Below are 23,648 nucleotides of genomic sequence, written 5' to 3' on the forward strand. Positions count from 1 at the left end.
CGAGCGCCGGGCGTCACCGCCGGAAACCTAGGAGTACCGCCCCGTGAAGACCGATGTCGAGGAGCTGAGCCCGACCCGGGTCAAGCTGACCATCGAGGTTCCCTTCGAGGAACTCGACCACGCCTTCGACGTGACCTACAAGTCGCTCGCCAAGCAGGTCCGGATCAAGGGCTTCCGGCCCGGGAAGGCCCCGGCGCGGCTGATCGACCGCTACGTCGGCCGTGGAGCGGTGCTCACCGAGGCGGTCAACCACGCGGTCCCCGAGCTCTACAACGAGGCCGTGCAGAAGGAGGAGGTCTTCGCCCTCGGCCAGCCCGAGGTGGAGATCACCAAGCTGGAGGACGGCCAGGAGCTGACCTTCACCGCCGAGGTGGACGTCCGGCCCAAGTTCGAGGTCACCGACTACGAGGGCATCGAGGTCACCGTCGACGACGCCGAGCCCACCGACGAGCGCGTCGACGCGCGGCTCGACGCGCTGCGCCAGCGCTTCGCCACGCTCACCGGCGTCGACCGGCCCGCGGAGGTCGGCGACCACGTCTCCATCGACCTGTCCGCCGCGGTCGACGGCGAGAAGCTCGAGGACGTCCAGGCCAACGGGATCTCCTACGAGGTCGGCACCAACACCATGCTGGAGGGCCTCGACGACGCGATCACCGGCCTGCGGGCCGGCGAGTCCGCGACCTTCGCCACCAAGCTGGTGGGCGGCGAGTACGAGGGCCGCGACGCCGACGTCACGGTCACCGTGCACAGCGTCAAGGTCAAGGAGCTGCCCGAGCTGGACGACGAGTTCGCCCAGATGGCCAGCGAGTTCGACACCATCGAGGAGCTGCGCGCCAGCGAGGCCGAGCGGCTCGGCGAGGTGCTCCGCCGCCAGCAGCTCGCCCAGGCCCGCGACCGCGTCCTCGACAAGCTCGTCGACTCCATGGACATCCCGCTGCCCCAGAGCGTGGTCGACCAGGAGGCCGACCGCCGCCGCCAGGCCCTGGAGCGGCAGCTCAGCCAGAGCGGGCTGAGCAAGGACGCCTACCTGAAGGCCCAGGGGCAGACCGAGGAGGAGTTCGAGGCCGAGCTCGCCGCGAGCGCCGCCAAGGCCGTCAAGACCGGCTTCGTCCTCGACCAGCTCGCCACCCAGGAGAAGCTGGCCGCGGGCAACGAGGAGCTGACCCAGTACATCGTCGAGCAGGCCCAGCTCATGGGCATCTCGCCGGACCAGTTCTTCCAGAGCCTGATGCAGGCCAACCAGCTCCCGCTGGTCTACGTCGAGGTCCTCCGCGCCAAGGCGCTGGACCTGGTGGTGTCCAAGGCCAAGATCACCGACGAGTCCGGCAACACCGTCGAGCCGCCGCCCGCCCCGGCTCCCCAGACCGAGACCGTCACGGTCGCCTCCGGTGCGGAGGAGGCCGAGGCGGACGAGGCCGACAAGAGCGAGGAGTAGCCGGCACGGACCGCTCCGCACGGGCCCCGCGTTCCCGAACGCGGGGCCCGTTGCTTTTCGCCTGCCGCGAAACTCCCTGGTCGCTGAGCACAGCACCTGCGCTGACAGCGAACAGGACGGTGAACTGGTGCGAGCAGGTCGGGGAACGGCGTTAGTGTCGCAAGCGTCGTAACCGTTTCGATCTCGCGGAGCAGGTGACGAGAGTGCCGCCGACCCATAATGAGTTCATGCGAACCGAAGCCCGTGCTGCCGAAGCTCCCATGCAGCCGATGTTCGACCAGACGTCGCAGCGCCTCCTCAGGCAGCGCATCGTCTTCCTCGGCCAGCAGGTCGACGACGAGATCGCCAACCGCATCGTCGGTGAGCTGCTGCTGCTGTCCGCCGAGGACCGGCACCGGGACATCACGCTGTACATCAACTCGCCCGGTGGCTCGGTCACCGCGGGCATGGCGATCTACGACGTCATGCAGTACATCCCCAACGACGTCCGCACTGTCGCCATGGGCCTGGCCGCCTCCATGGGCCAGATGCTGCTGTGCGCCGGCACCCGGGGCAAGCGCTACGCGCTGCCGCACACCCGGATCATGATGCACCAGCCGTCGGGCGGCATCGGGGGTACCGCCTCCGACATTCGCATCCTGGCTGACCAACTGCTCTACGTGAAGAGGATGTTCCTGGAGCGCATCTCGCTGCACACCGGTCAGCCCATCGAGCAGATCGAGAAGGACGCCGACCGGGACCGGTGGTTCACGGCCCAGGAGGCGCTCGAGTACGGCTTCATCGACGAGGTGCTGACGAACACCCCCGACGTCACGGGTGGGCGCTCCTGAACGCCCCCCGCCCCAACAGCCCTTTGGACCGGCGCAGTGTGGAAGGCCAGGAAATGAGCGACTTCAATCTCAGCCCCTACTACCGCTACGGCGGTGGGATGGCTCCGGCGGCTCCGCAGAGCCGCTACGTCCTCCCCTCCTACGTCGAGCGCACGACGTACGGCATCAAGGAGATGAACCCCTACAACAAGCTCTTCGAGGAGCGGATCATCTTCGTGGGGGTGCAGATCGACGACACGTCGGCCAACGACATCATCGCCCAGATGATGACGCTGGAGCACATCGACAGCGACCGCGACATCACGCTGTACATCAACTCGCCCGGCGGCTCCTTCACCTCGCTGATGGCGATCTACGACACGATGCAGTTCGTGCGCCCCGACATCCAGACCGTCTGCGTCGGTCAGGCCGCCTCCGCCGCCGCCGTCCTGCTCGCCGGCGGCACCAAGGGCAAGCGCACGGCGCTGCCCAACTCGCGGATCCTGATCCACCAGCCCGCCACCGAGGGAACGCACGGTCAGGCCAGCGACGTGGAGATCATGGCCAACGAGATCATGCGGATCCGCAACCAGTTGGAGGTCACCCTCGCGCGGCACACCGGCCGCAGCGTCGAGGAGATCTCCCGCGACATCGAGCGGGACAAGATCCTCACCGCCGAGGAGGCCAAAGAGTACGGCATCGTCGACGACGTGCTGCCCTACCGCAAGGCGTCGGCGAAGTAGGACCGGCCACCCGGGAGCGACACGAAGGGGCCGGTCGGACCCGACCGGACGCCGCGGGCGGCGAAGCCGGCCTCCTTCCCCGCCCGGTCCCGGTCCGGACGGCGCTCGGCGCCCCGCAGACGGAGCCACCCGGTCGGCGTCGGGGCGGGCCGGGGCGTCCCGCGGGCGTGCGGCGGACCGAGGCCGACTGCACCACAGGGGCCGAACACGCGAGGAAGCCCGCCGCCCCCCGGCACCGGGAGGGGAAGCGGAGCCGGGGGGTGAAGCCAGTCCGCTTCTTCGCTTAGGCTCGACAGGAACGACGCACAGACTGTCCCGTTAATGGCTCCGCGCGGAAGGCATATCCTGGAAATCGGTGGTCGTCCGGTGAGCCGGGATCGCCCCGCCCTCCCGCGGATCGCGCCGGGCACCCGGAGGCGTCCGGACCCCGCGGCAGCGGGGGGAGGCGTGTGGCGGGACGGCCGACGTTTTAAGGAGTGGCTGGGTGGCACGCATCGGCGACGGTGGAGACCTGCTGAAGTGCTCGTTCTGCGGCAAGAGCCAGAAGCAGGTGAAGAAGCTCATCGCGGGTCCCGGTGTGTATATCTGCGATGAATGCATCGACCTCTGCAACGAGATCATCGAGGAAGAATTCGCGGATGCGACCGAGCTGAAATGGGACAGTCTTCCCAAACCTCGGGAGATTTACGAATTCCTCGACTCCTACGTCATCGGCCAGGAACAGGCCAAGAAGGCCCTGTCCGTGGCGGTCTACAACCACTACAAGCGGGTGCGCTCCGAGGGGGAGCGGCCCCGCGACGAGGACGTCGAGATCGCCAAGTCCAACATCCTGCTGCTCGGTCCCACCGGCTCGGGCAAGACCCTGCTGGCCCAGACCCTGGCCAAGATCCTCAACGTCCCCTTCGCCATCGCCGACGCCACCGCCCTCACCGAGGCCGGGTACGTGGGCGAGGACGTCGAGAACATCCTCCTCAAGCTCATCCAGGCCGCCGACTACGACGTCAAGAAGGCCGAGACCGGCATCATCTACATCGACGAGGTCGACAAGGTCGCGCGCAAGAGCGAGAACCCGTCCATCACCCGCGACGTCTCCGGTGAGGGCGTGCAGCAGGCGCTGCTGAAGATCCTCGAGGGCACCACCGCCAGCGTCCCCCGCAGGGGGGGCCGCAAGCACCCGCACCAGGAGTTCATCCAGATCGACACCACCAACGTGCTGTTCATCTGCGGCGGGGCGTTCTCCGGCCTGGAGAAGATCATCGAGGCCCGCACCGGCAAGCAGGGCATGGGCTTCAACGCGGTGCTGCGCTCCAAGAAGGAGATGGAGAGCACCGACCTGTTCCGCGAGGTCATGCCCGAGGACCTGCTGAAGTTCGGCATGATCCCGGAGTTCGTGGGACGGCTCCCGGTGATCACCAGCGTGCACAACCTCGACCGGGAGGCGCTCATCCGCATCCTCACCGAGCCGCGCAACGCCCTGGTCAAGCAGTACCAGCGGCTGTTCGAGCTGGACAACGTGGAGCTGGAGTTCACTCCCGACGCGCTCGACGCCATCGCCGAGCAGGCGATCATCCGCGGCACCGGCGCCCGCGGGCTGCGCGCCATCATCGAGGAGGTGCTGCTCTCGGTGATGTACGAGGTGCCGAGCCGCGAGGACGTCGCGCAGGTGATCATCACCCGCGAGGCGGTTCTCGAACACGTCTACCCGACGATCGTGCCGCGCACCGCGCTGCCGCCGGAGCCCGAGGAGAAGAGCGCCTGAGACGGCGTCGGCAGGAGCGCGGCCGGACCGCGCACCCGCCGACGGGCGGCCGGTCAGTAACCGGGCGTCACCACCTTCCCGGTCAGCGGGTCGACGTCGACCGTCTGCCTGTCGTCGACCTCGACCTCCCAGACCCGCTGGCCGTTCTCCACGTCCACCGTGGCGTCGGTGGCACGGCTGCCTCCGGTCTCCTCCAGAGCGGTCCTGACCGCGGTGTCGAGACTGTCGGCGGGCAGCCCGGACAGGTCCGCGTCCGGGCCGTCAGGCCGCTCGCCCCGCAGCTCGGAGACCTTGCCGCTGTCCGTCTCGACGCCCAGCTCGCGGGCGGTGCCCTCGTGGACGAGCTCCACCTTCCACTGGCGGTCGTCCTCCTCCAGCTCGACGCTGTAGACCACGCTCCCGGGATACTCCCGCAGCGCCGCGTCGCGCGCGCCCAGCAGGTCGACGCCCCCCGCCGGAGCCTGCGGCGTGGGGGGCACGCCCTCCTCCTGCTCCTGTTGGAGAGCCCCGGTGGGGCGCGGGTCGTCGCCGCCCTTCCCCGGTGTGGCGTCGCCGCCGCAGCCCGCCGCCGCGACGAGCACTGCTGTCAGCACTCCCGCCGCCCCGAGACGCCCCGGACCGGTGGTCCTTCCGCGGCGCATACCGATCTCCCCTCGTCAGCGGATGGTTCCTCACCACCACTGTCCCCCCGGCCGGTCGCAAGGCGCTGGACAGGGAAAAGAACGGCAAAGCCTCGCGGTCCCCGCCGCAGCGCCCACCCGGCCTGCCGTCGGTGACCTGCGCCGACGGCTCGGGCGGCACAGGAGTGCGATTCCCGCGGGGGTAGGCTGAAGGCGCAAGTCGCCGGAGAAACCAACGCTGTGAACAGGGGACACGTGCATCCGCAGTACCAGGAGGCGCAGCAGGAGATCCTCGCGCGCGCGGGCGAGTCGATCATCCACCCCACACTGGACCGCATGCGAGCGGCCATGGACCTGCTCGGCAACCCCCAGGCCAACTACCGGGTCATCCACGTGACCGGGACCAACGGCAAGACCTCCACCGCGCGGATGATCGACAGCCTGCTCAGGGAACGGCAGTTGCGGGTGGGGCGCTACACCAGCCCCCACCTGAAGAGCATGCGCGAGCGCATCGTCATCGACGGCGAGCCCGTCTCGGAACAGGCCTTCGCGGACCTCTACGCCGACGTGCTGCCGTACATACGGATGGTGGACGAGCAGAGCGACGTGCCCATGTCGTTCTTCGAGGTGCTCACCGTCATGGCGTACGCGGCGTTCGCCGACGCGCCCGTGGACGTGGCCGTGGTCGAGGTGGGCATGGGCGGCGCCTGGGACGCCACCAACGTGGTCGAGGCCGACGTGGCCGTCGTCACCCCCATCGCCGTCGACCACACCGACTACCTGGCCGACACGGTCGAGGGCATCGCCGAGGAGAAGGCGGGCATCATCAAGCCCGGCAGTGTCGCGGTGCTCGCCCAGCAGACCCTGCCCGCCGCCCGCACGCTGCTGCGCCGCGCCTCCGAGGTGGGCGCCCAGGTGGCGCGGGAGGGGATGGAGTTCGGCGTCGTCCACCGCGATCTGGCCGTCGGCGGACAGCAGATCGCGCTCAAGGGACTGCACGCGGGCTACGACGGGATCTTCCTGCCGCTGTTCGGCACCCACCAGGCGTCCAACGCCGCCGTGGCCGTGGCCGCGGTGGAGGCGTTCGCCGCCCCCACCGAGGGCGAGGAGGGGCTCGACCCCGAACTGGTGCGCGCCGCCCTGGCCAAGACCTCCTCGCCCGGACGGCTGGAGATCATGCGGACCAGCCCCACCGTCCTCGTCGACGCCGCCCACAACCCGGCGGGCATGACCGTGACCGCGGACGCGGTGCGCGAGGCGTTCACCTTCGACCGGCTGGTCGGCGTCGTCGCGATCCTGGCGGACAAGGACGCCGAGGGCATCCTGGAGCCGCTGGAACCACTGCTCGACGAGATCGTGGTCACCGCCAACTCCTCGCCGCGCGCGCTGCCGCCGGAACAGCTCCGCGAGATCGCCGAGGACGTCTTCGGCCCCGACCGCGTCCACCTGGCCGCCCGGCTCGACGACGCCATCGAGCTGGCGGTCACCCTGGCCGAGCGGGACGCGGAGTTCGGCGGGGCCGGAGTGCTGGTGACCGGTTCGGTGGTCACCGCCGGGGACGCCGCCCACCTGATGAAGAAGGAGTGACCGTGCGGACCGTCTGCGCCGTTGTCCTGGCCTTTGAAGCGGTGGTGCTGGGACTGGCCGTCCCCGTCGCCATCCAGCTCGGCGGCCACACGCCCGGCCTGGCCGGAGCGGTCTGGGGCGGACTCGCCCTGGCCGCGCTGGTCCTGGCCGCACTGCAACGCTTCACCTGGGGCTTCTATGCGGCGTGTGTGCTACAGGCGGCGTTCCTCGCCAGCGGCCTGGTGGTGCCGGGCCTGGCCTACCTGGGCATCGTCTTCGTCGGCCTGTGGATCGCCGGCGTGGTGCTGGGGCGGCGGGTCGAGGCGATGCAGGCCGCCTCCCGGGACGCGGGAGAAGCCTGACCCGGTGCCGGGAGCGTCCGGGCGGAGACGCGGGAGTGCGGCGGCCGAACCGGTAGGGTACCCACCACCGGACGCGGAACGCCGCGGCAGGCGGCGGTTCCGGACCGGTGCACCGTGCACAGTGAACGAACCGTCGAGGAGAAGAGAACCGTGGAGCGCACCCTTGTCCTGATCAAGCCCGACGGCGTGCGTCGCAACATCATCGGCGACGTCATCTCCCGCATCGAGCGCAAGGGGCTCAAGATCGTCGCCCTCGAACTGCGCACCCTGGACGAGGAGACCGCCAGGACCCACTACGAGGAGCACACCGACAAGCCGTTCTTCTCCTCGCTGGTCGAGTTCATCACCAGCGGCCCGCTGGTGGCCATGGTCGTGGAGGGCAACCGCGCGGTCGAGGCGTTCCGCTCCCTGGCCGGGGCCACCGACCCGATCATCGCCGCCCCGGGCACCATCCGCGGCGACTACGGCCTGGACGTGCAGGCCAACATCGTGCACGGTTCGGACTCCACCTACTCGGCCGACCGCGAGATCAAGCTCTTCTTCCCCAACCTGGCCTGAGCCCGCGGGAGTCCCGGACCCGCCGACGCCCCGGCGCAGGGATGTCCCACCGTGGCCGGACGGAACGTTCCGTCCGGCCACGGTCGTGTCTGCGGCATCCTGCGGCAAAGCGGCGCGTTTGCGTAACTACGCGAACTCGGAGAGTTACCCTTGTCGGCGACGGGGGCATGGAACGCACCGCGGTACCCGCGACCGTGTCGTGCCCGTCCGACAGCCGTATGCCGTCCGACGCCGCTGAGGATCCCGCACATGATCACCAGACCCGCTTTTCTCGGCCGTGACATGGCGGTCGACCTGGGCACCGCCAACACCCTCGTCTACCTGCGTGGGCAGGGCATCGTCCTGAACGAGCCCTCCGTGGTGGCCCTCGACTCCTCCACCGGCCGCGTCCTCGCGGTCGGCACCGAGGCCAAGCAGATGATCGGCCGCACCCCCGTCGGCGTCACCGCCGTACGCCCGCTCAAGGACGGCGTCATCGCCGACTTCGAGACCACCGAGCGGATGCTGCGGCACTTCATCCGCACGACCCACCGCCGACGCCCCTTCATCAAACCGCGCCTGGTCGTGGCCGTCCCCAGCGGCATCACCCCGGTGGAGCACCGCGCGGTCAAGGAGGCCGGATTCCAGGCCGGGGCGCGCAGCGTCACCATCATCGAGGAGCCCATCGCCGCGGCGATCGGCGTCGGGCTGCCCGTGCACGAGCCCACCGGCACCATGATCGTGGACATCGGCGGCGGCACCACCGAGGTGGCCATCATCTCCATGGGGGGCATCGTCGTCTCCCAGTCCATCCGCGTCGGCGGGGACGAGTTCGACGCGGCCATCATCGCCGCCGTCAAGAAGGAGCACTCCCTGATGATCGGGGAGCGCACCGCCGAGGAGCTGAAGAAGGCCGTCGCGTCGGTCCATCCCACCGAGGACGAGGAGACGCACGCCGAGGTGCGCGGCCGGGACCTGGTCAGCGGCCTGCCCCGGACCGTGGTCCTGCCGGCCGCCCAGGTGCGGGAGGCCGTCGAGGAGCCCCTCTGCGCCGTCGTCGACGCCGTGCGCACCACCCTGGACCGCTGCCCCCCGGAGCTGGCGGGCGACATCATGGACCGCGGCATCGTCCTCACCGGCGGCGGCGCGCTGCTGCGCGGCCTGGACGAGCGGCTGCGCCACGAGACCGGCATGCCCGTCCACGTCGCCGAGAACGCACTCGACTCCGTGGTGCTGGGCACGGGCGCCTGCGTGGAGAACGACGACCAGCTCAACCGGGTCCTGGTCGCCGAACGGCGGCGCTGACCGTGCGCCGTGACACCGCTCGCGCCCTGACCGCCCGGCCCCCGCCCGCTCCCCCCGCAAACGACTCCGCCGCGGCCAGCGGCACGGTGCGTCAGGAAGAGGGAGAGACCGATGGACAACCCGGTGCGGACGCCCGGGCTCCGACCCCGTCCCGCCACGGGACGCGGACCGGTGCTGATCGCCCAGGTGCTGGTCGTGTGCCTGCTGGCGGTCCTCGTGGGCAGGCTGTGGTACCTCCAGGTGTCGATGGGGGAGCACTACCGGGCGCTGGCCGAGGGCAACCGCATCCGGGTGGTGGTCACCCCCGCCGAACGCGGACAGATCCTGGACGTCACCGGGCGCCCCCTGGTGCGCAACCGGACCGAACTGGTGATCGCGGCCGAGCCCCACGTCCTGGCCGCCCAGGCCGACGGGGGAGAAGCCGTCCTGCGACGCCTGGCCGAGACCGTGGACGTGCCGTTCGAGCAGTTGCACGACCGCGTCCGGCAGTGCGACCCCGAACCGGACCACCCCTGCTGGGTCGACGCCTCCCAGCGGCCGGTCCCCCTGCTCGAGGGGGTCGACCCCCAGGCGGGACGGCGGCTCCTGGAGCACCCCGACGAGTTCCCCGGCATCGTCGCGGAGCAGACCACCGTGCGCGACCACCCGCTCGGGGCGGCCGCCGCGACACTGGTGGGCTACCTCCAACCGGCCACCGAGGAGGAGCGGCGCGCCGGGGAGAACCCGCACGTCCACATCCGCTACGAAGGAGCGCTCCCGGTGGGGCGCGACGGCCTGGAACTCGCCTACGACAAGCAGTTGCGCGGCGAGGCGGGACGGCGGGTCCTGGCCGTGGACAGCCGGGGCGAGGTCACCGACACGGTGCGCGACACCCCGCCCCGCCCCGGCGCGCACCTGGTCACCAACATCGACGCCGACGTGCAGCGCATCGTCGAGAAGGCGCTGGCCCGGGGCATCGAACGGGCCAGGGGCTCCGGACATCCGGCCGACTCCGCGGCCGGGGTGGTGCTCGACGTGCGCACCGGCGCCGTGGTCGCCATGGCCAGCCTGCCCAGCTACGACCCCGCGGTGTGGAACAACGGGATCGACCAGGCCACCTACAACCGGCTGTTGGGAAAGCACGAGGACAGCCCGCTGATCTCGCGCGTGATCCAGGGGCAGCTCCCGCCCGCCTCCACCTTCAAGGTCGTCTCGCTGGCCGCCGCGGTGGCCGAGGGGGCGCGCCTGGACGGCCGCTACCAGTGCCCCGGGTCCCTGCGCGTCGGCGGCCGCGCCTTCAGCAACGCCGGAGGCGCCGGGCACGGCACCATCGACCTGCGCCGGGCCCTCGTGGTCTCCTGCAACACCGTCTTCTTCGACCTCGCGCACCGGATGTGGCGCGCCGACGGCGGGGCCGACCCGGTGCCCCGCCCCAAGGACACTCTGCCCCGCACCGCACGGGCCTTCGGGTTCGGCGAGCCCACCGGTGTCGACCTGCCCAACGAGGCGGTCGGACGGGTGCCCGACCGGCACTGGAAGCGCGACTACTGGGAACGCACCCGCGCCGTGTCCTGCCGCCGGGCCGAGAAGGGCTACCCCGAGGTGGCCGAGGAGGACCCGAAGCGCGCCGCCGAACTCACCGGGATCGCCGCCGAGCACTGCGCCGAGGGGTACGTGTGGCGGGCCGGCGACGCCATGAACCTCTCCATCGGACAGGGCGACCTGCTGGTCACCCCGCTTCAGGTGGCCAACGCCTATGCGGCGATCGCCAACGGGGGCACCCTGTACCAGCCGCGCGTGGGCCGGGCGCTGCTGGAGGCCGACGGCTCCGGCGCCACCCGGATCGAACCGGTCGTGGCGGGCCGCCTGCCCGTCTCCGACGAGACGCTGACCTACCTGCGCGCCGCCCTGGCGGAGGTGACCAGGAGCGGCACCGCCGCCGCCGCGTTCCACGGCTTCCCCCAGGACCGGATCCCCGTGGCGGGCAAGACCGGGACCGCGTCCGGGATCGGACGGCACGACACCGCCTGGTTCGCCTCCTACGCGCCCGCCGACGACCCCCGGTTCGCCGTGGTGGTGGTGATCTCCCAGGGCGGTTCCGGCGGCACCACGGCGGCGCCCGTGGCCCGCGAGATCTACGAGGGCATCTACGGGCTCTCCGGGACCCGCCCCGCGCTGCCCGGCGGCGTGCTGCCCGCCCAGCTCCCCACGGTCCGCCCGGACGGAACCGTCCGCCCGCTCGACAAGTGATCCGGAAGGCCCCGCATGTCGCTCCGCGTCGAACGACTCACGTCACCGTCCGCCCCGCTGCCGCGCCTGCGGCAGCGCATCGCCCGGTTCCTGCCCCGCCGCCTCGACCGGGTGCTGCTGGGGGCGGTGCTGGCCCTCGGGGTGCTGGGCACCCTGATGGTGTGGTCGGCGACCCTCCAGCCCGGCGGCCCGCCGCTGCCCACCGGGTACGCCTGGCGGCACCTGGGCCACCTGCTGGCCGCCCTGCTGGTCTGCGTCGCCGTGGCCACGGTGGACCACCGGCTGCTGCGCGCCTACGTCCCGGTGCTCTTCGCGGTCGCCACCGTCGCGCTGGTCCTGGTGCTCACCCCGCTGGGCCGGGTCGTCAACGGCTCCCGGTCCTGGATCGCGATCGGCGAGGTCCAGGTCCAGCCCGCCGAGATCGCCAAGATCGCGCTGATCCTGTCCGTCGCCGCGCTGCTGGGCGGCCCCCGCGACGGCACGCGCGCGCCCGACCGCCGGGACGTGCTGCTCAGCCTGGGGGCCCTGGCGGTGCTGGTCGGCCTGGTCATGATGCAGCCGGACCTGGGCAGCGCGCTCGTGCTGGGCGCGGTCTACCTGGCGATGCTCGCCCTCTCCGGCGCCTCGCCGCGCTGGGTGCTGGCCCTGATCGGCTGCGGGGTACTGGGCGTGCTCGCGGTGTGGTGGCTGGGCCTGCTCAAGGACTACCAGGTGGCGCGCTTCGCCTCGTTCCTCGACCCGGAGGCCGACCCGCTGGGCGCCGGCTACAACGTCAACCAGGCGATCATCGCGGTCGGCTCGGGCGGCCTGATCGGCTCCGGACCGTTCCGGGGCGCGCAGACCGGCGGCAAGTTCGTGCCGGAGCAGCACACCGACTTCATCTTCACCGTCGCGGCCGAGGAGCTCGGCTTCGTCGGGGGCTGCGCGGTCGTCGTGCTGCTGGGAGTGGTGCTGCTGCGCATCCTGCGCATCGCCGCCCACTGCGACCAGCCCTACGAGCGTCTGGTCTGCGCCGGGGTGGCGGCCTGGTTCTGCTTCCAGGGGTTCGTCAACATCGGCATGACCCTGGGGGTCACCCCGGTCACCGGGCTGCCGCTGCCGTTCGTGTCCTACGGGGGCAGCGCCGCCGTCGCCAACCTCGCCGCGGTCGGCCTGGTCCTGGCGGTCCACGCGCGCACCCGGAGGGCGGAGTGACCGGGGCGGCGCCGCTGTGACGATTCCCAGGCTTCGGCGAAAGGCGCCTATCCTGGCAGGAAGCAGGTGCCGTCGCCTGTCCGCTGCTCAGCGACCGCGAACGTGAGGCCCTTTTCCCGATGACTGTCGAATCTGTCTTCCCGCAGTTGGAAGCGCTGCTGCCGCACGTGCAGAAGCCGATCCAGTACGTGGGGGGTGAGCTGAACTCCGTCGTCAAGGACTGGGACGCCACCGAGGTGCGCTGGGCGCTGATGTACCCCGACGCCTACGAGGTGGGCGTGCCCAACCAGGGCATCCAGATCCTCTACGAGATCCTCAACGAGCGCGAGGGCGTGCTCGCCGAACGCGCCTACGCGGTCTGGCCGGACCTGGAGAAGCTCATGCGCGAGCACGGGGTGCCGCACTTCACCGTGGACGCGCACCGGCCGCTGGCCGCCTTCGACCTGCTGGGGGTCAGCTTCGCCAGCGAGATGGGCTACACCAACCTGCTCACCGCGCTGGACCTGGCGGGCATCCCGCTGCACTCCGAGGACCGCACCGACGAGCACCCGATCGTGCTGGCCGGCGGGCACGCCGCGTTCAACCCCGAGCCCATCGCCGACTTCCTCGACGCCGTCGTCCTCGGCGACGGCGAGGAGATCGCGCTGGCGATCACCGAGATCGTCCGCGAGTTCCGCCGCGAGGGCTCCCCGGGCGGACGCGACGCGCTGCTGACCCGTCTGGCCGCCACCGGCGGGGTGTACGTGCCCCGGTTCTACGACGTCACCTACCTGCCGGACGGCCGGATCGAGCGGTACACGCCCAACCGGGAGGGGGTGCCGTGGCGGGTGCACAAGCACACCGTCATGGACCTCGACAAGTGGCCCTACCCCAAGAACCCGATCGTCCCGATCGCCGAGTCCGTCCACGAGCGCTACAGCGTGGAGATCTTCCGCGGGTGCACCCGCGGCTGCCGCTTCTGCCAGGCCGGGATGATCACCCGTCCGGTACGCGAGCGCAGCGAGCAGGCCATCGCCCGGATGGTCGAGCAGGGGGTGGACTCCTCCGGGTTCCAGGAGGTCGGTCTGCTCTCGCTGTCCAGCGCCGACCACAGCCAGATCGGCGCCATCACCAAGAACCTCGCCGACCGCTACGAGGGCACCCACACCGGCCTGTCCCTGCCCTCCACCCGGGTGGACGCCTTCAACATCGACCTGGCCAACGAGCTCACCCGCAACGGCCGCCGCTCCGGCCTCACCTTCGCGCCCGAGGGCGGCAGCGAGCGGATGCGCCGGGTCATCAACAAGATGGTCACCGAGGCCGACCTGATCCGCACCGTCACCGCGGCCTACGCCGCGGGCTGGCGCCAGGTCAAGCTGTACTTCATGTGCGGCCTGCCCACCGAGGAGGACGCCGACGTCCTGGCCATCGCCGACCTGGCCCGCGAGGTCATCCGGGCCGGACGCAAGGCCACCGGACGCCGCGACATCCGCTGCACGGTGTCCATCGGCGGGTTCGTGCCCAAGCCGCACACCCCCTTCCAGTGGGCGGGGCAGACCCCGCACGAGATCGTCGACGCCCGGCTGCGCAAACTGAAGGACGCGCTCCGCTCCGACCGCGAGTACGGCAAGTCGATCGGGCTGCGCTACCACGAGGGGCGCCCCTCCATCATCGAAGGGCTGCTCTCCCGGGGCGACCGGCGGCTGGGCCGGGTCGTGGAGCGGGTGTGGCGCGAGGGCGGCCGCTTCGACGGCTGGAGCGAGTACTTCTCCTACGAGCGCTGGGTCAAGGCCGTCGAGGAGGTCCTCGCCGACGAGCCGGTGGACCTGGACTGGTACACGGTGCGCGAGCGCAGCGCCGACGAGGTGCTGCCCTGGGACCACCTGGACGCCGGGCTGGACCGCGAGTGGCTCTGGCAGGACTGGCAGGACGCCCTGCACGGCGAGGAGGCGGTGGAGGTCGAGGACTGCCGGTGGAGCCCCTGCTACGACTGCGGTGTCTGCCCGAGCATGGGGACCAGGATCCAGACCCACGACGTGGCGGGACGCAGAATGCTGCCGCTGAGCGTGGTCTGAGGACGGCCGGTCCGCGCGGGAGGGCTCTGCCGGGAGGGTACGGCCCGGCACCCCGCTCGCGCCGGGCCGTACACGTACTTGGACGTGCTGGATCCGGGGTTGGTTGGCAGGGGAACCGGGATTTTTTCCGGGGCCCGCACGCCGCCCCGCGGCGGCGTCCGGCCGCGTCCGGCGGCAGCCGCCCGCTGAGGTCGTGCTTTTCAACCCCGGTCCCAGTGGGAAGAGCTTTGACTGTGCCGGAACACACGTGTCCGGCGAGGGGTTGTACCTCGATGAGGGCGGTGGCGCGGAAGCGCCGATACGCCCCGTAGGCTGGAAAGAAGACGAACTCTCCCGCGGGAGGGCACGGAGCGCCGTGCCGGTCCGTGCGGGAGTCCGAGGAAAGGAGCAGAGCTGCCCCCCGCACTTGAGGGCGCCGATTCGCTCTCCAACGGAAACCCGACCCAGCGGATGTGCGTGCGGTACACCAAACGCCACCGGATGAGATTCGCGAGCCATCGCGACATCGCCCGTGTGCTGGAACGCGCGCTGCGCCGGGCGCGGGTACCCGTGGCCTTCTCGGCGGGGTTCTCGCCTCACCCCAAGATCTCCTACACGGGCGCGGCCCCGACGGGAGTGGCGAGTGAGGCGGAGTACTGCGAAATCACTCTGGCCGAGCCGATGGACCCCGAGGAGTTGCGCCAGCGACTCGACGACGCGCTGCCCCAGGGCATCGACGTCCTCGAGGTGGTCCCGGCGGTGGGCGGTCTGGCAGACCGCCTGGAGGCGTCGGAGTGGCGAATCGAACTTCCGGGCGTCGCCCCCGACGACGCCGCGGCAGCCGTGGCCGCGTTCCTCGCGGCCGAGCAGGTCGAGGTGGAGCGGGTCACCAAGAAGGGACGCCGCCGCTTCGACGCGCGTTCGGCCGTCTTCCTGCTGGACGTCGACAGGCGCGCCGCAACGGAACAACAAGAGACATATGCCATACTTCGCTTGATCGTGCGGCACACCATCCCTGCCGTACGACCCGACGACGTGGTGACCGGCCTCCGTCAGATCGCGGGCCTCGCGCCGCAGTCATCGACGAGGATGACCCGGCTGGCGCAGGGGCCGCTCGACGAGGACGCCGGAACCATCGCGGACCCGCTCGCCGCGGACGACGCGGCCTCCGGGGCAGGCGCCGCCGTCGTCAGCGCACACGCCGGATCCGCCGAGGCGCGATCCGGATCGGGGAACGTGAGCGCACCTCAAGGACTTTGACCGACGTCGCGCCGCAGCGACGCCGGTGCGGATTATTGACAACGACAGTTCTTGCGCGCCGCGGCCGGGCACCTCGTGCGGGCCGCGCCCGAGAACTTGACGGGAGACCGCCCGGATGCTCGAAAACGAGCCCAGCAACGGTGCCGGCGGCACCGAGGGGACAACTGAAACAGAGACGATCACACGGTCGAACGGTTCGACCGCGGTAGGCATGTCCGGAACCGTGCGCCTGGCCCAGCCGGTGCGCCGGGGCCGCGCCGCGAGCAGGCCCGCCGGACCTCCGCCCGACCCCGATCCGATCCCGGTGACGGCGCCCACGACCGTGGCCGCCACCTCCGTGGAACTGGTGACCGCCGATCCGGTCCCGCAGGAGCCGGAGGCGGCGGCCGAGGACGCGGCGGAGGAGGAGACCAAGCGGCGCACCCGCAGGACCACCCGTACCCGGACCCGCATCCGGACCCGCAGGTCCGCGGCGGCCGGGGACACCGCCTCCGCCGACGAGGAGGGGACCGGGGCTGCCGAGGAGAGCGGGGCCGACGCCGCGGCGGAGCAGGCCGCGCCGCCCGCGGAGCCCGCGGCCCTGACCACCGTCACCTTCCAGCCGCCCGTGGTGCTCTTCCAGCCCCCGGTCGTGGAGTCCGTCCACCCGGACGACACCGACGCCGAACTGGAGGACGTCGAGGAGGGCGACGTCGACCTCCCCGAAGAGGTCGGGGAGGAGCGGTCCACCACCCGGCGCCGTCGGCGCCGGGGCGGCCGCCGGGCGCGGGCCCGCAGCGGCGAGGAGAGCGAGGCCGCCGCCGAGACCGACACGACCGAGGACGCGGAGGGCGCCGCCGAGCCCGCCGCGGAGAAGTCCGAGACCGGCGGTGAGCAGGCCGAAACCGCCGCGGAGGAGACCGGGGAGGCCGCGGCCGCCACGACCACCGGCACCAGCCGCCGCCGTCGGCGGCGCCGCCGCCGTTCGGGGGCCGAGGTGGTGACCGAGCCCGAGCCCGACGACCCGCCCAACACGGTGGTGCGGGTGCGCCCCGCCCGTACCGAGCGCACCGAGCGGCCCATCGAGGACGAGGTGCAGGCGGTCCGCGGCTCCACCCGGCTGGAGGCCAAGCGGCAGCGCCGCCGCGAGGGGCGCGAGCAGGGGCGTCGGCGTCCCCCGGTCATCACCGAGTCGGAGTTCCTGGCCCGCCGCGAGTCCGTCAAGCGCGACCTGGTGGTCCGCCGCATCGGCGAGCGCACCCAGATCGCCGTGCTCGAGGACAACGTGCTCGTCGAGCACTACGTCGACCGCGCCGACCACAAGTCCTACGTCGGCAACGTCTACCTGGGCCGCGTGCAGAACGTCCTGCCCTCGATGGAGGCCGCCTTCGTCGACATCGGCAAGGGCCGCAACGCCGTGCTGTACGCGGGCGAGGTCAACTGGGACGCCACCGGGCTGGAGGGGCAGCCCCGCCGGATCGAGTCGGTGCTCAAGTCCGGGCAGTCCGTCCTGGTCCAGGTCACCAAGGACCCGCTCGGCCACAAGGGCGCCCGCCTGACCAGCCAGATCAGCCTTCCCGGCCGCTACCTGGTCTACGTGCCCGACGGCTCCATGACCGGGATCAGCCGCAAGCTCCCCGACAAGGAGCGGGCCCGCCTCAAGCAGATCCTCAAGAAGGTCATGCCCACCGGGGCCGGCGTGATCGTGCGCACCGCGGCGGAGGGGGCCAGCGAGGAGGAGCTGGAGCGCGACATCTCGCGCCTGGCCAAGCAGTGGGAGTCCATCAAGCGCAAGGCGAAGTCGGCCACCGCTCCCGCGCTGCTCAACAGCGAGCCCGACCTCACCATCCGCGTGGTCCGCGACATCTTCAACGAGGACTTCTCCAGCCTCGTCGTCTCCGGCGACGACGCCTGGGAGACCATCCGCGAGTACGTCGACCACGTCGCTCCGCACCTGGCCGACCGGCTCTCGCACTGGACCGAGGACCGCGACATCTTCGAGGCGTACCGGATCGACGAGCAGATCGCCAAGGCGCTGGAGCGCAAGGTGTGGCTGCCCAGCGGCGGCTCCCTGATCATCGACCGCACCGAGGCGATGACCGTCATCGACGTCAACACCGGCAAGTTCACCGGTCAGGGCGGCAACCTCGAGGAGACGGTCACCAAGAACAACCTGGAGGCGGCCGAGGAGATCGTGCGGCAACTGCGGCTGCGCGACATCGGCGGCATCATCGTCATCGACTTCATCGACATGGTGCTGGAGAGCAACCGGGACCTGGTGCTGCGGCGCATGCTGGAGTGCCTGTCCCGGGACCGCACCAAGCACCAGGTCGCCGAGGTCACCTCGCTGGGGCTGGTGCAGATGACCCGCAAGCGGGTCGGCCAGGGCCTGCTGGAGGCGTTCTCGCACACCTGCGAGCACTGCAACGGCCGCGGCCTGATCCTGCACAACGACCTCGTTGAGAGCAGGTCCGGGCGCAAGAAGAAGAACAAGAACGGCAACGGCGCGGACAAGGCCGCCGCGGAGAAGTCGCAGCCGGCGCCGGAGGTCGAGGCCGCTCCGCAGGCCGAACCCGCCGAGGCCCCGGCCGCGGAGCCCGCCGCGGAGGAGACCACGGCGAGCCGGACCTCGCGCAAGGCCAAGCGCGCCGCGGGGCCGCCGTCGGAACCGCAGGAGGAGTCGGCCCCCGCCGAGCCGAGCACCGAGGAGCCCGCCGCCGCGGCGGACTCCGCCCCGCAGGGCGAGGCGGACGGGGACCAGGTCGCCGAGACCGTGACCGAGCGGCCCAGGCGCCGCCGGACCCGGCGCAAGGCGAGCGTGGCCGTCCCCGAGACGGCGGTGGCCGAGGCCGGATGACCCGGTCCGCCGGGCGGGTCCGCCCGCCCGGCGGCGACCGCGCCGTGCGCAACCCGCTGTGGGCTGGTGGTAGGCTGATCTCTGGTGCGTCGGCGCGCCCCACATGTTCGCGCGCCCGAGACCTCCTTTCGAATCCCACGCCACCGCCTCCGGGCAGTGAGCGGGTTGACGACTGCGGTCGATTTTGAGCGCATTCTTTTCTGAAGCGAGCAGGAAGTGAGTTTCCCGGTGTACGCGATCGTGCGAGCGGGCGGCCGACAGGAGAAGGTCTCCGTCGATGACGTCTTGACCATCGACAGGGTGGCCGAAGAGGCCGGTGCCACGCTCAACCTGCAGCCGCTGCTTGTCGTCGACAACGGCAAGGTCATCAGCGACGCTGCCGAGCTGGGCGGCTACCAGGTCACCGCCGAGGTCCTCGGCGAGACCACGGGCCCCAAGATCAACATCCTGAAGTACAAGAACAAGACCGGTTACAAGAGGCGCCTGGGCCACCGTCAGAAGTACACCCAGGTCCGCGTCACCGGCATCGCCGCGAAGTAGCGGGAGGAGCGCGAGATGGCACACAAGAAGGGCGCGTCGTCCAGCCGTAACGGACGCGACTCCAACGCCAAGCGGCTCGGTGTCAAGCGCTTCGGTGGACAGGTCGTCAACGCCGGCGAGATCCTCGTCCGTCAGCGCGGCACCCGCTTCCACCCCGGTGACAACGTCGGCCGGGGCGGCGACGACACCCTGTTCGCGCTGGTCGCGGGCACGGTCAAATTCGGAAACGTGCGCGGTCGCAAGGCCGTGAGCATCATCCCGACCCCGGCCGCCAGCGAGTAGGCCCGGGAACGGCGCAACAGCAGCGGGAGGCGGGCCAGTGCCACTGGCCCGCCTCCCGTGCGTTCCACCACCCAGCGGCACCGAGGAGCCAGCGACATGTCCGATTTCGTCGACGAAGCGGTCTTGCACATCAAGGCCGGAGACGGCGGGCACGGCTGTGCCTCCGTCCACCGCGAGAAGTTCAAGCCGCTGGGCGGCCCCGACGGAGGCAACGGCGGCCGGGGCGGCGACGTCATCCTGGAGGTGGACCGCAACACCGCCACCCTGCTGGACTACCAGCGCCGACCGCACCGCAGGGCGGGCAACGGCACCCCCGGCCAGGGCGGGCACCGGTCCGGGGCCAACGGGGCCGACCTGGTCCTGCCGGTCCCCGACGGAACCGTGGTGACCACCCTGGACGGCGAGGTCATCGCCGACCTGGTCGGGGCCGGCACCCGGCTGGTCATCGCCCGCGGCGGCCAGGGCGGGCTCGGCAACGCCGCCCTCGCCTCCCCCCGCCGCAAGGCCCCCGGATTCGCGCTCAAGGGCGAACCCGGCGAGCAGATCGACGTCCGTCTGGAGCTCAAGACCATCGCCGACGTCGGCCTGGTCGGCTTCCCCAGTGCGGGCAAGTCCTCGCTGATCGCGGCGCTGTCGGCGGCCCGGCCCAAGATCGCCGACTACCCGTTCACCACGCTCGTGCCCAACCTCGGCGTGGTCGAGGCCGGACAGACCCAGTACGTGATCGCCGACGTGCCCGGCCTCATCCCCGGCGCCAGCGAGGGCAAAGGGCTGGGCCTGGAGTTCCTGCGCCACGTGGAGCGCTGCTCCACCCTGCTGCACGTCCTGGACTGCGCCACCTACGAGCCGGGCCGCGACCCCGTCACCGACCTGGAGGTCCTCGAGCAGGAACTGGCCGTCTACGGCGAGCGCACCGGCGTCGACCTGTCCGACCGCCCGCGCATCGTGGCGCTGAACAAGGTCGACGTGCCCGAGGCCCGCGAACTCGCCGAACTCGTCGAACCCATGCTCACCGAGCGGGGCTACCGGGTGCTGCACATCTCCGCGGCCACCCGCGAGGGCCTGCGGGAGCTGTCCTACGCGCTCGGCGAGCAGGTGGCCGCGGCCCGCGCCGCCCGGCCCGTCGAGGAGCCCACCCGCCTGGTGCTGCGCCCGCGCGAGATCGGCGAGACCCCCTTCCAGGTGGTCCGGATCGGCGACAACGTCTTCCGGGTGCTGGGCGACAAGCCCGCACGCTGGGTCCGCCAGACCGACTTCAGCAACGACGAGGCCGTCGGCTACCTCGCCGACCGGCTCAACCGCCTGGGCATCGAGGAGGCCCTGGCCCAGGCGGGAGCCACCGACGGCGCCGAGGTCCACATCGGCGACGAGGACGACGCGGTGGTCTTCGACTGGGACCCCACCATCAGTGCCGAACGGACCGTCCTGGGACCGCGCGGCACCGACTCCCGACTGGGCTGAACCCCTACCGCGAACCGAAAGGACAGATGACGTGGGCAGCCAAGGCGTCGGCCAGACGCGTTCGGCGATCTCCCAGGCCCGGCGAGTGGTGGTCAAGGTGGGATCGTCCTCCCTCACCACCCCGGAGGGAGGCATCGACCACGACCGCATCCGCGACCTCGCCGACGTGCTGGCGGCACGCCGCGCCGCCGGAACCGAAGTGGTGCTCGTCTCCTCCGGAGCCGTCGCCGCCGGAATGGCCCCGCTGGGCCTCACCCGCCGCCCCCGCGACCTGGCCACCCAGCAGGCCGCGGCCAGCATCGGCCAGGGGCTGCTGCTGGCCCGCTACACCGCCGAGTTCGCCCGGCACTCGCTGACCGCCGCGCAGATCCTGCTGACCGCCGACGACCTGATGCGCCGCGCCCAGTACCGCAACGCCCAGCGCGCCATGAGCCGCCTGCTGGAGATCGGCGCGGTGCCGATCGTCAACGAGAACGACACGGTCGCCACCCACGAGATCCGCTTCGGCGACAACGACCGGCTCGCCGCCCTCGTCGCCCACCTGCTCCGCGCGGACGTGCTGGTGCTGCTGACCGACGTCGACGCCCTCTACGACGGCGACCCGTCCCTGCCCACCAGCAGCCGCATCAGCCGGGTCGACTCCCCCGAGGACCTGGCGGGGGTGGACCTCGGCAGCACCAACCGGCGCGGGGTGGGCACCGGCGGCATGGTCACCAAGGTCGAGTCCGCGCGCATCGCCACCGAGGCGGGGGTGGCCACCGTGCTGACCTCGGCGGCCAACGCGCGCGCCGCGCTGGACGGCGAGGAGGTCGGCACCTTCTTCGTCCCCGCCGAGCGCCGCCGCCCCTCCAGCCGCCAGCTCTGGCTGGCCCACGCCACCGCCGGACGCGGCAGCGTCGTCCTGGACCCGGGGGCGGTGCGGGCGGTGACCGTGCGGAAGGCGTCCCTGCTGCCCGCCGGAGTGGTCAAGGTGGAGGGCGACTTCAGCGCGGGCGACCCGGTGGACCTGCGCGCCGAGGACGGCACCATCGTCGCCCGCGGCCTGGTCAACTACGACGCCTCCGAGATCCCCGAGCTCATGGGCCGGTCCACCCGGTGGCTGGCCCGGGAGCTGGGCTCCGAGTACAGCAGGGAGATCGTGCACCGCGACGACCTGGTGGTGCTCTAGCGTCCCGCCGCAGCCGCCCGCAAGCGGGCAGCCCGCTGTCCGAAGTGCACCTTTGGTGAATTCTTTCGGTTGTCCTGGCGGGGCTTTCCGCCTCCTTCCATAGGCTGCCTGTACCCGCGCCTCGACAGACGGGCCGCGGGGAACGGCAGGCTGCGCAGGACGGACGGGGGTGCCCATGGTCGATGTCAGCGTGGTGGTCATCGTCTACAACGACCAGGACCGGCTGCCCACCGCGGTGCGGTCCGTGCTGGAGCAGACGCTGCACGGCGTCGAGGCCGTGATCGTCGACGACCACAGCACCGACCGCAGCTACACGGTGGCTCGGCAACTGGCGGAGCGCCACCCCGGCCGGGTCCGGGCCTTCCGGCTGCCGCGCAACAGCGGCGGCTGCGGCCGGCCCCGCAACCACGGCGTCGCCCGCGCCGCGGGCCGCTACGTCATGTTCCTCGACAGCGACGACGAGCTGGACCGCGACGCCTGCCGCAACATGGTGCGGGCCGCCGAGACCAGCGGCGCCGACCTCGTCTCCGGGCTGTGCGTCCGCGTCCGCACCACCGGCCGCGGACGCCGCGAGAAACCCTGGTACCCCTGGATCTACCGGAACACCCGGGTGCTGGACGGCATCACCGAGTACCCCGAACCGCTCGTCTGGGACACCCTCGCCACCAACAAGTGCTACCGCCGCTCCTTCCTCACCGAGCACCGGCTGCGCTTCCCCGGCGGCGTCGCCTACGAGGACCTGCTCTTCTCCGCGCGCGCCTACCTCGCGGCCCGACGCATCGCCCTCATCCCCAACACGGTCTACCGCTGGCACGTCCGCCAGGACCCGGCGGCCCGGTCCATCACGCAGCGCCGCGACGAGATCGGCAACCTCGCCGACCGCATGGCCATGCACCGCAGGATCGACGCGCTGCTGGCCGAGCGCGGGCTCGACGGGATCCGGCTCGCCAAGGACGTCAAGTTCCTCAAGCACGACCTGCAACTGCACCTGCGCGACCTGCCGCTGCGCGACGAGGAGTACCGGCGCGCCCTCCTCGCCCTGGCCGGCGGCTACATCGCCGACTTCCCCGCCGAGGCCTACCGGCAACTGGCGCCGTTGCAGGCGGTCTGCGCCTACCTGTTCGCCCGGGGCGACCTGGACGCGCTGCTGCCCGCCGTGGACGCGCTGCGCAACCCGTCCAAGACGGCACTGCCCATGGTCGAGCGGGAGGGCCGCGTCTACTGCACCGCCGACTACCTGGACGACCCGCTCGGCCGGGAACTGCTCGACGTCACCGACCTCGGCCACCACCTCCGGTCGCTGGGCAGGCTCGCCCCCCGCAACGCGGTGACCGGCCACGAGGTCCGCGGCGGCCGGGTGCGGCTGGCCGGGCGCGTGGCCAACCCGCTGGGACGCGTCCCGGCCACCGCCCCGGTACGCGGCCGCCTGGAGCTCACCGACCGCCGCTTCGGGCTGCGGACCCTGCGCTTCCCGCTGCGGCGGCTCGTCCACCGCGGCGACCACCTCGC

Annotated in this window: 19 protein-coding genes; 18 read left to right on the forward strand and 1 reads right to left on the reverse strand. The window is 71.6% G+C overall.

Translation table 11 applies throughout. The features are described 5' to 3' along the window. Positions 1-43: 43 nt before the first annotated feature. From tig to clpX, 4 genes are all read left to right on the forward strand, one after another. A complete protein-coding gene (gene tig, locus AC529_RS14805) occupies positions 44-1,435 on the forward strand; it encodes a trigger factor (RefSeq protein ID WP_068757723.1) in 1,392 nt (463 codons plus the stop codon). 260 nt (positions 1,436-1,695) lie between these two features. Further along, positions 1,696-2,265 (forward strand): ClpP family protease, encoded by a 570-nt coding sequence (locus AC529_RS14810; protein ID WP_198156450.1) that lies wholly within the window; start codon positions 1,696-1,698, stop codon positions 2,263-2,265. A 53-nt stretch (positions 2,266-2,318) separates the two neighbouring features. Next, positions 2,319-2,987, forward strand: a complete 669-nt coding sequence (locus AC529_RS14815) for an ATP-dependent Clp protease proteolytic subunit (protein ID WP_068757726.1) — start codon at positions 2,319-2,321, stop codon at positions 2,985-2,987. A gap of 484 nt (positions 2,988-3,471) precedes the next feature. Next, complete coding sequence (gene clpX, locus AC529_RS14820; protein WP_068757728.1) at positions 3,472-4,746, forward strand: ATP-dependent Clp protease ATP-binding subunit ClpX; 1,275 nt, start codon at positions 3,472-3,474, stop codon at positions 4,744-4,746. Positions 4,747-4,799: 53 nt separating this feature from the next. Here clpX and AC529_RS14825 read toward each other — a convergent pair whose 3' ends face one another. Continuing rightward, entirely contained in the window at positions 4,800-5,339 is a 540-nt protein-coding gene (locus AC529_RS14825) for a PepSY domain-containing protein (protein ID WP_232306757.1), read from the reverse strand. Positions 5,340-5,606: 267 nt separating this feature from the next. On the opposite strand from AC529_RS14825, the gene AC529_RS14830 reads away from it, so the two are divergent. The 14 genes from AC529_RS14830 to AC529_RS14895 form a co-directional block, all read left to right on the forward strand. Beyond that, positions 5,607-6,953: a bifunctional folylpolyglutamate synthase/dihydrofolate synthase gene (locus AC529_RS14830; protein ID WP_232306758.1), complete on the forward strand. Its 1,347-nt coding sequence runs from the start codon at positions 5,607-5,609 to the stop codon at positions 6,951-6,953. A 2-nt stretch (positions 6,954-6,955) separates the two neighbouring features. After that, the gene (locus AC529_RS14835) at positions 6,956-7,294 is read left to right on the forward strand and encodes a DUF4233 domain-containing protein (protein WP_068758048.1); all 339 of its coding nucleotides are present in this window, start codon (positions 6,956-6,958) and stop codon (positions 7,292-7,294) included. Between the two features lie 150 nt (positions 7,295-7,444). Continuing rightward, positions 7,445-7,852, forward strand: a complete 408-nt coding sequence (ndk, locus tag AC529_RS14840; RefSeq protein ID WP_068757734.1) for a nucleoside-diphosphate kinase — start codon at positions 7,445-7,447, stop codon at positions 7,850-7,852. 249 nt (positions 7,853-8,101) lie between these two features. After that, positions 8,102-9,136, forward strand: a complete 1,035-nt coding sequence (gene mreB, locus AC529_RS14845) for a rod shape-determining protein (protein ID WP_068757735.1) — start codon at positions 8,102-8,104, stop codon at positions 9,134-9,136. Between the two features lie 111 nt (positions 9,137-9,247). Then, a complete protein-coding gene (gene mrdA, locus AC529_RS14850) occupies positions 9,248-11,365 on the forward strand; it encodes a penicillin-binding protein 2 (RefSeq protein WP_068757737.1) in 2,118 nt (705 codons plus the stop codon). Positions 11,366-11,380: 15 nt separating this feature from the next. After that, positions 11,381-12,559, forward strand: a complete 1,179-nt coding sequence (gene rodA, locus AC529_RS14855; RefSeq protein WP_068757743.1) for a rod shape-determining protein RodA — start codon at positions 11,381-11,383, stop codon at positions 12,557-12,559. 119 nt (positions 12,560-12,678) lie between these two features. After that, positions 12,679-14,613: a TIGR03960 family B12-binding radical SAM protein gene (locus AC529_RS14860; RefSeq protein WP_068757745.1), complete on the forward strand. Its 1,935-nt coding sequence runs from the start codon at positions 12,679-12,681 to the stop codon at positions 14,611-14,613. Between the two features lie 480 nt (positions 14,614-15,093). Beyond that, entirely contained in the window at positions 15,094-15,852 is a 759-nt protein-coding gene (locus AC529_RS14865) for a TIGR03936 family radical SAM-associated protein (protein ID WP_068758050.1), read from the forward strand. Positions 15,853-15,967: 115 nt separating this feature from the next. Beyond that, positions 15,968-18,688: an Rne/Rng family ribonuclease gene (locus AC529_RS14870; RefSeq protein WP_068757747.1), complete on the forward strand. Its 2,721-nt coding sequence runs from the start codon at positions 15,968-15,970 to the stop codon at positions 18,686-18,688. 228 nt (positions 18,689-18,916) lie between these two features. Next, on the forward strand, positions 18,917-19,228 hold the full coding sequence (gene rplU / locus AC529_RS14875) for a 50S ribosomal protein L21 (protein ID WP_068757749.1): 312 nt from the start codon (positions 18,917-18,919) through the stop codon (positions 19,226-19,228). 15 nt (positions 19,229-19,243) lie between these two features. After that, positions 19,244-19,510 (forward strand): 50S ribosomal protein L27, encoded by a 267-nt coding sequence (gene rpmA, locus AC529_RS14880; RefSeq protein ID WP_068757752.1) that lies wholly within the window; start codon positions 19,244-19,246, stop codon positions 19,508-19,510. Between the two features lie 96 nt (positions 19,511-19,606). After that, positions 19,607-20,971, forward strand: coding sequence for a GTPase ObgE (obgE, locus tag AC529_RS14885; RefSeq protein WP_068757754.1), 1,365 nt, complete (start codon positions 19,607-19,609; stop codon positions 20,969-20,971). A gap of 31 nt (positions 20,972-21,002) precedes the next feature. Continuing rightward, entirely contained in the window at positions 21,003-22,139 is a 1,137-nt protein-coding gene (gene proB, locus AC529_RS14890; protein WP_068757756.1) for a glutamate 5-kinase, read from the forward strand. Between the two features lie 175 nt (positions 22,140-22,314). After that, a partial coding sequence (locus AC529_RS14895; protein ID WP_157080227.1) for a glycosyltransferase family 2 protein occupies positions 22,315-23,648 on the forward strand: 1,334 nt, incomplete at its 3' end.

This window comes from Thermobifida cellulosilytica TB100, assembly GCF_001517975.1.
In the GTDB taxonomy this organism is placed as follows: domain Bacteria; phylum Actinomycetota; class Actinomycetes; order Streptosporangiales; family Streptosporangiaceae; genus Thermobifida; species Thermobifida cellulosilytica.

Coding starts and splice junctions, on each gene's coding strand:
- AC529_RS14810 (WP_198156450.1), top strand. CDS start 1,696: ATGCAGCCGATGTTCGACCAGACGTCGCAGCGCCTCCTCAGGCAGCGC.
- AC529_RS14815 (WP_068757726.1), top strand. CDS start 2,319: ATGAGCGACTTCAATCTCAGCCCCTACTACCGCTACGGCGGTGGGATG.
- mreB (WP_068757735.1), top strand. CDS start 8,102: ATGATCACCAGACCCGCTTTTCTCGGCCGTGACATGGCGGTCGACCTG.
- mrdA (WP_068757737.1), top strand. CDS start 9,248: ATGGACAACCCGGTGCGGACGCCCGGGCTCCGACCCCGTCCCGCCACG.
- rodA (WP_068757743.1), top strand. CDS start 11,381: ATGTCGCTCCGCGTCGAACGACTCACGTCACCGTCCGCCCCGCTGCCG.
- AC529_RS14860 (WP_068757745.1), top strand. CDS start 12,679: ATGACTGTCGAATCTGTCTTCCCGCAGTTGGAAGCGCTGCTGCCGCAC.
- AC529_RS14865 (WP_068758050.1), top strand. CDS start 15,094: ATGAGATTCGCGAGCCATCGCGACATCGCCCGTGTGCTGGAACGCGCG.
- AC529_RS14870 (WP_068757747.1), top strand. CDS start 15,968: ATGCTCGAAAACGAGCCCAGCAACGGTGCCGGCGGCACCGAGGGGACA.
- rpmA (WP_068757752.1), top strand. CDS start 19,244: ATGGCACACAAGAAGGGCGCGTCGTCCAGCCGTAACGGACGCGACTCC.
- obgE (WP_068757754.1), top strand. CDS start 19,607: ATGTCCGATTTCGTCGACGAAGCGGTCTTGCACATCAAGGCCGGAGAC.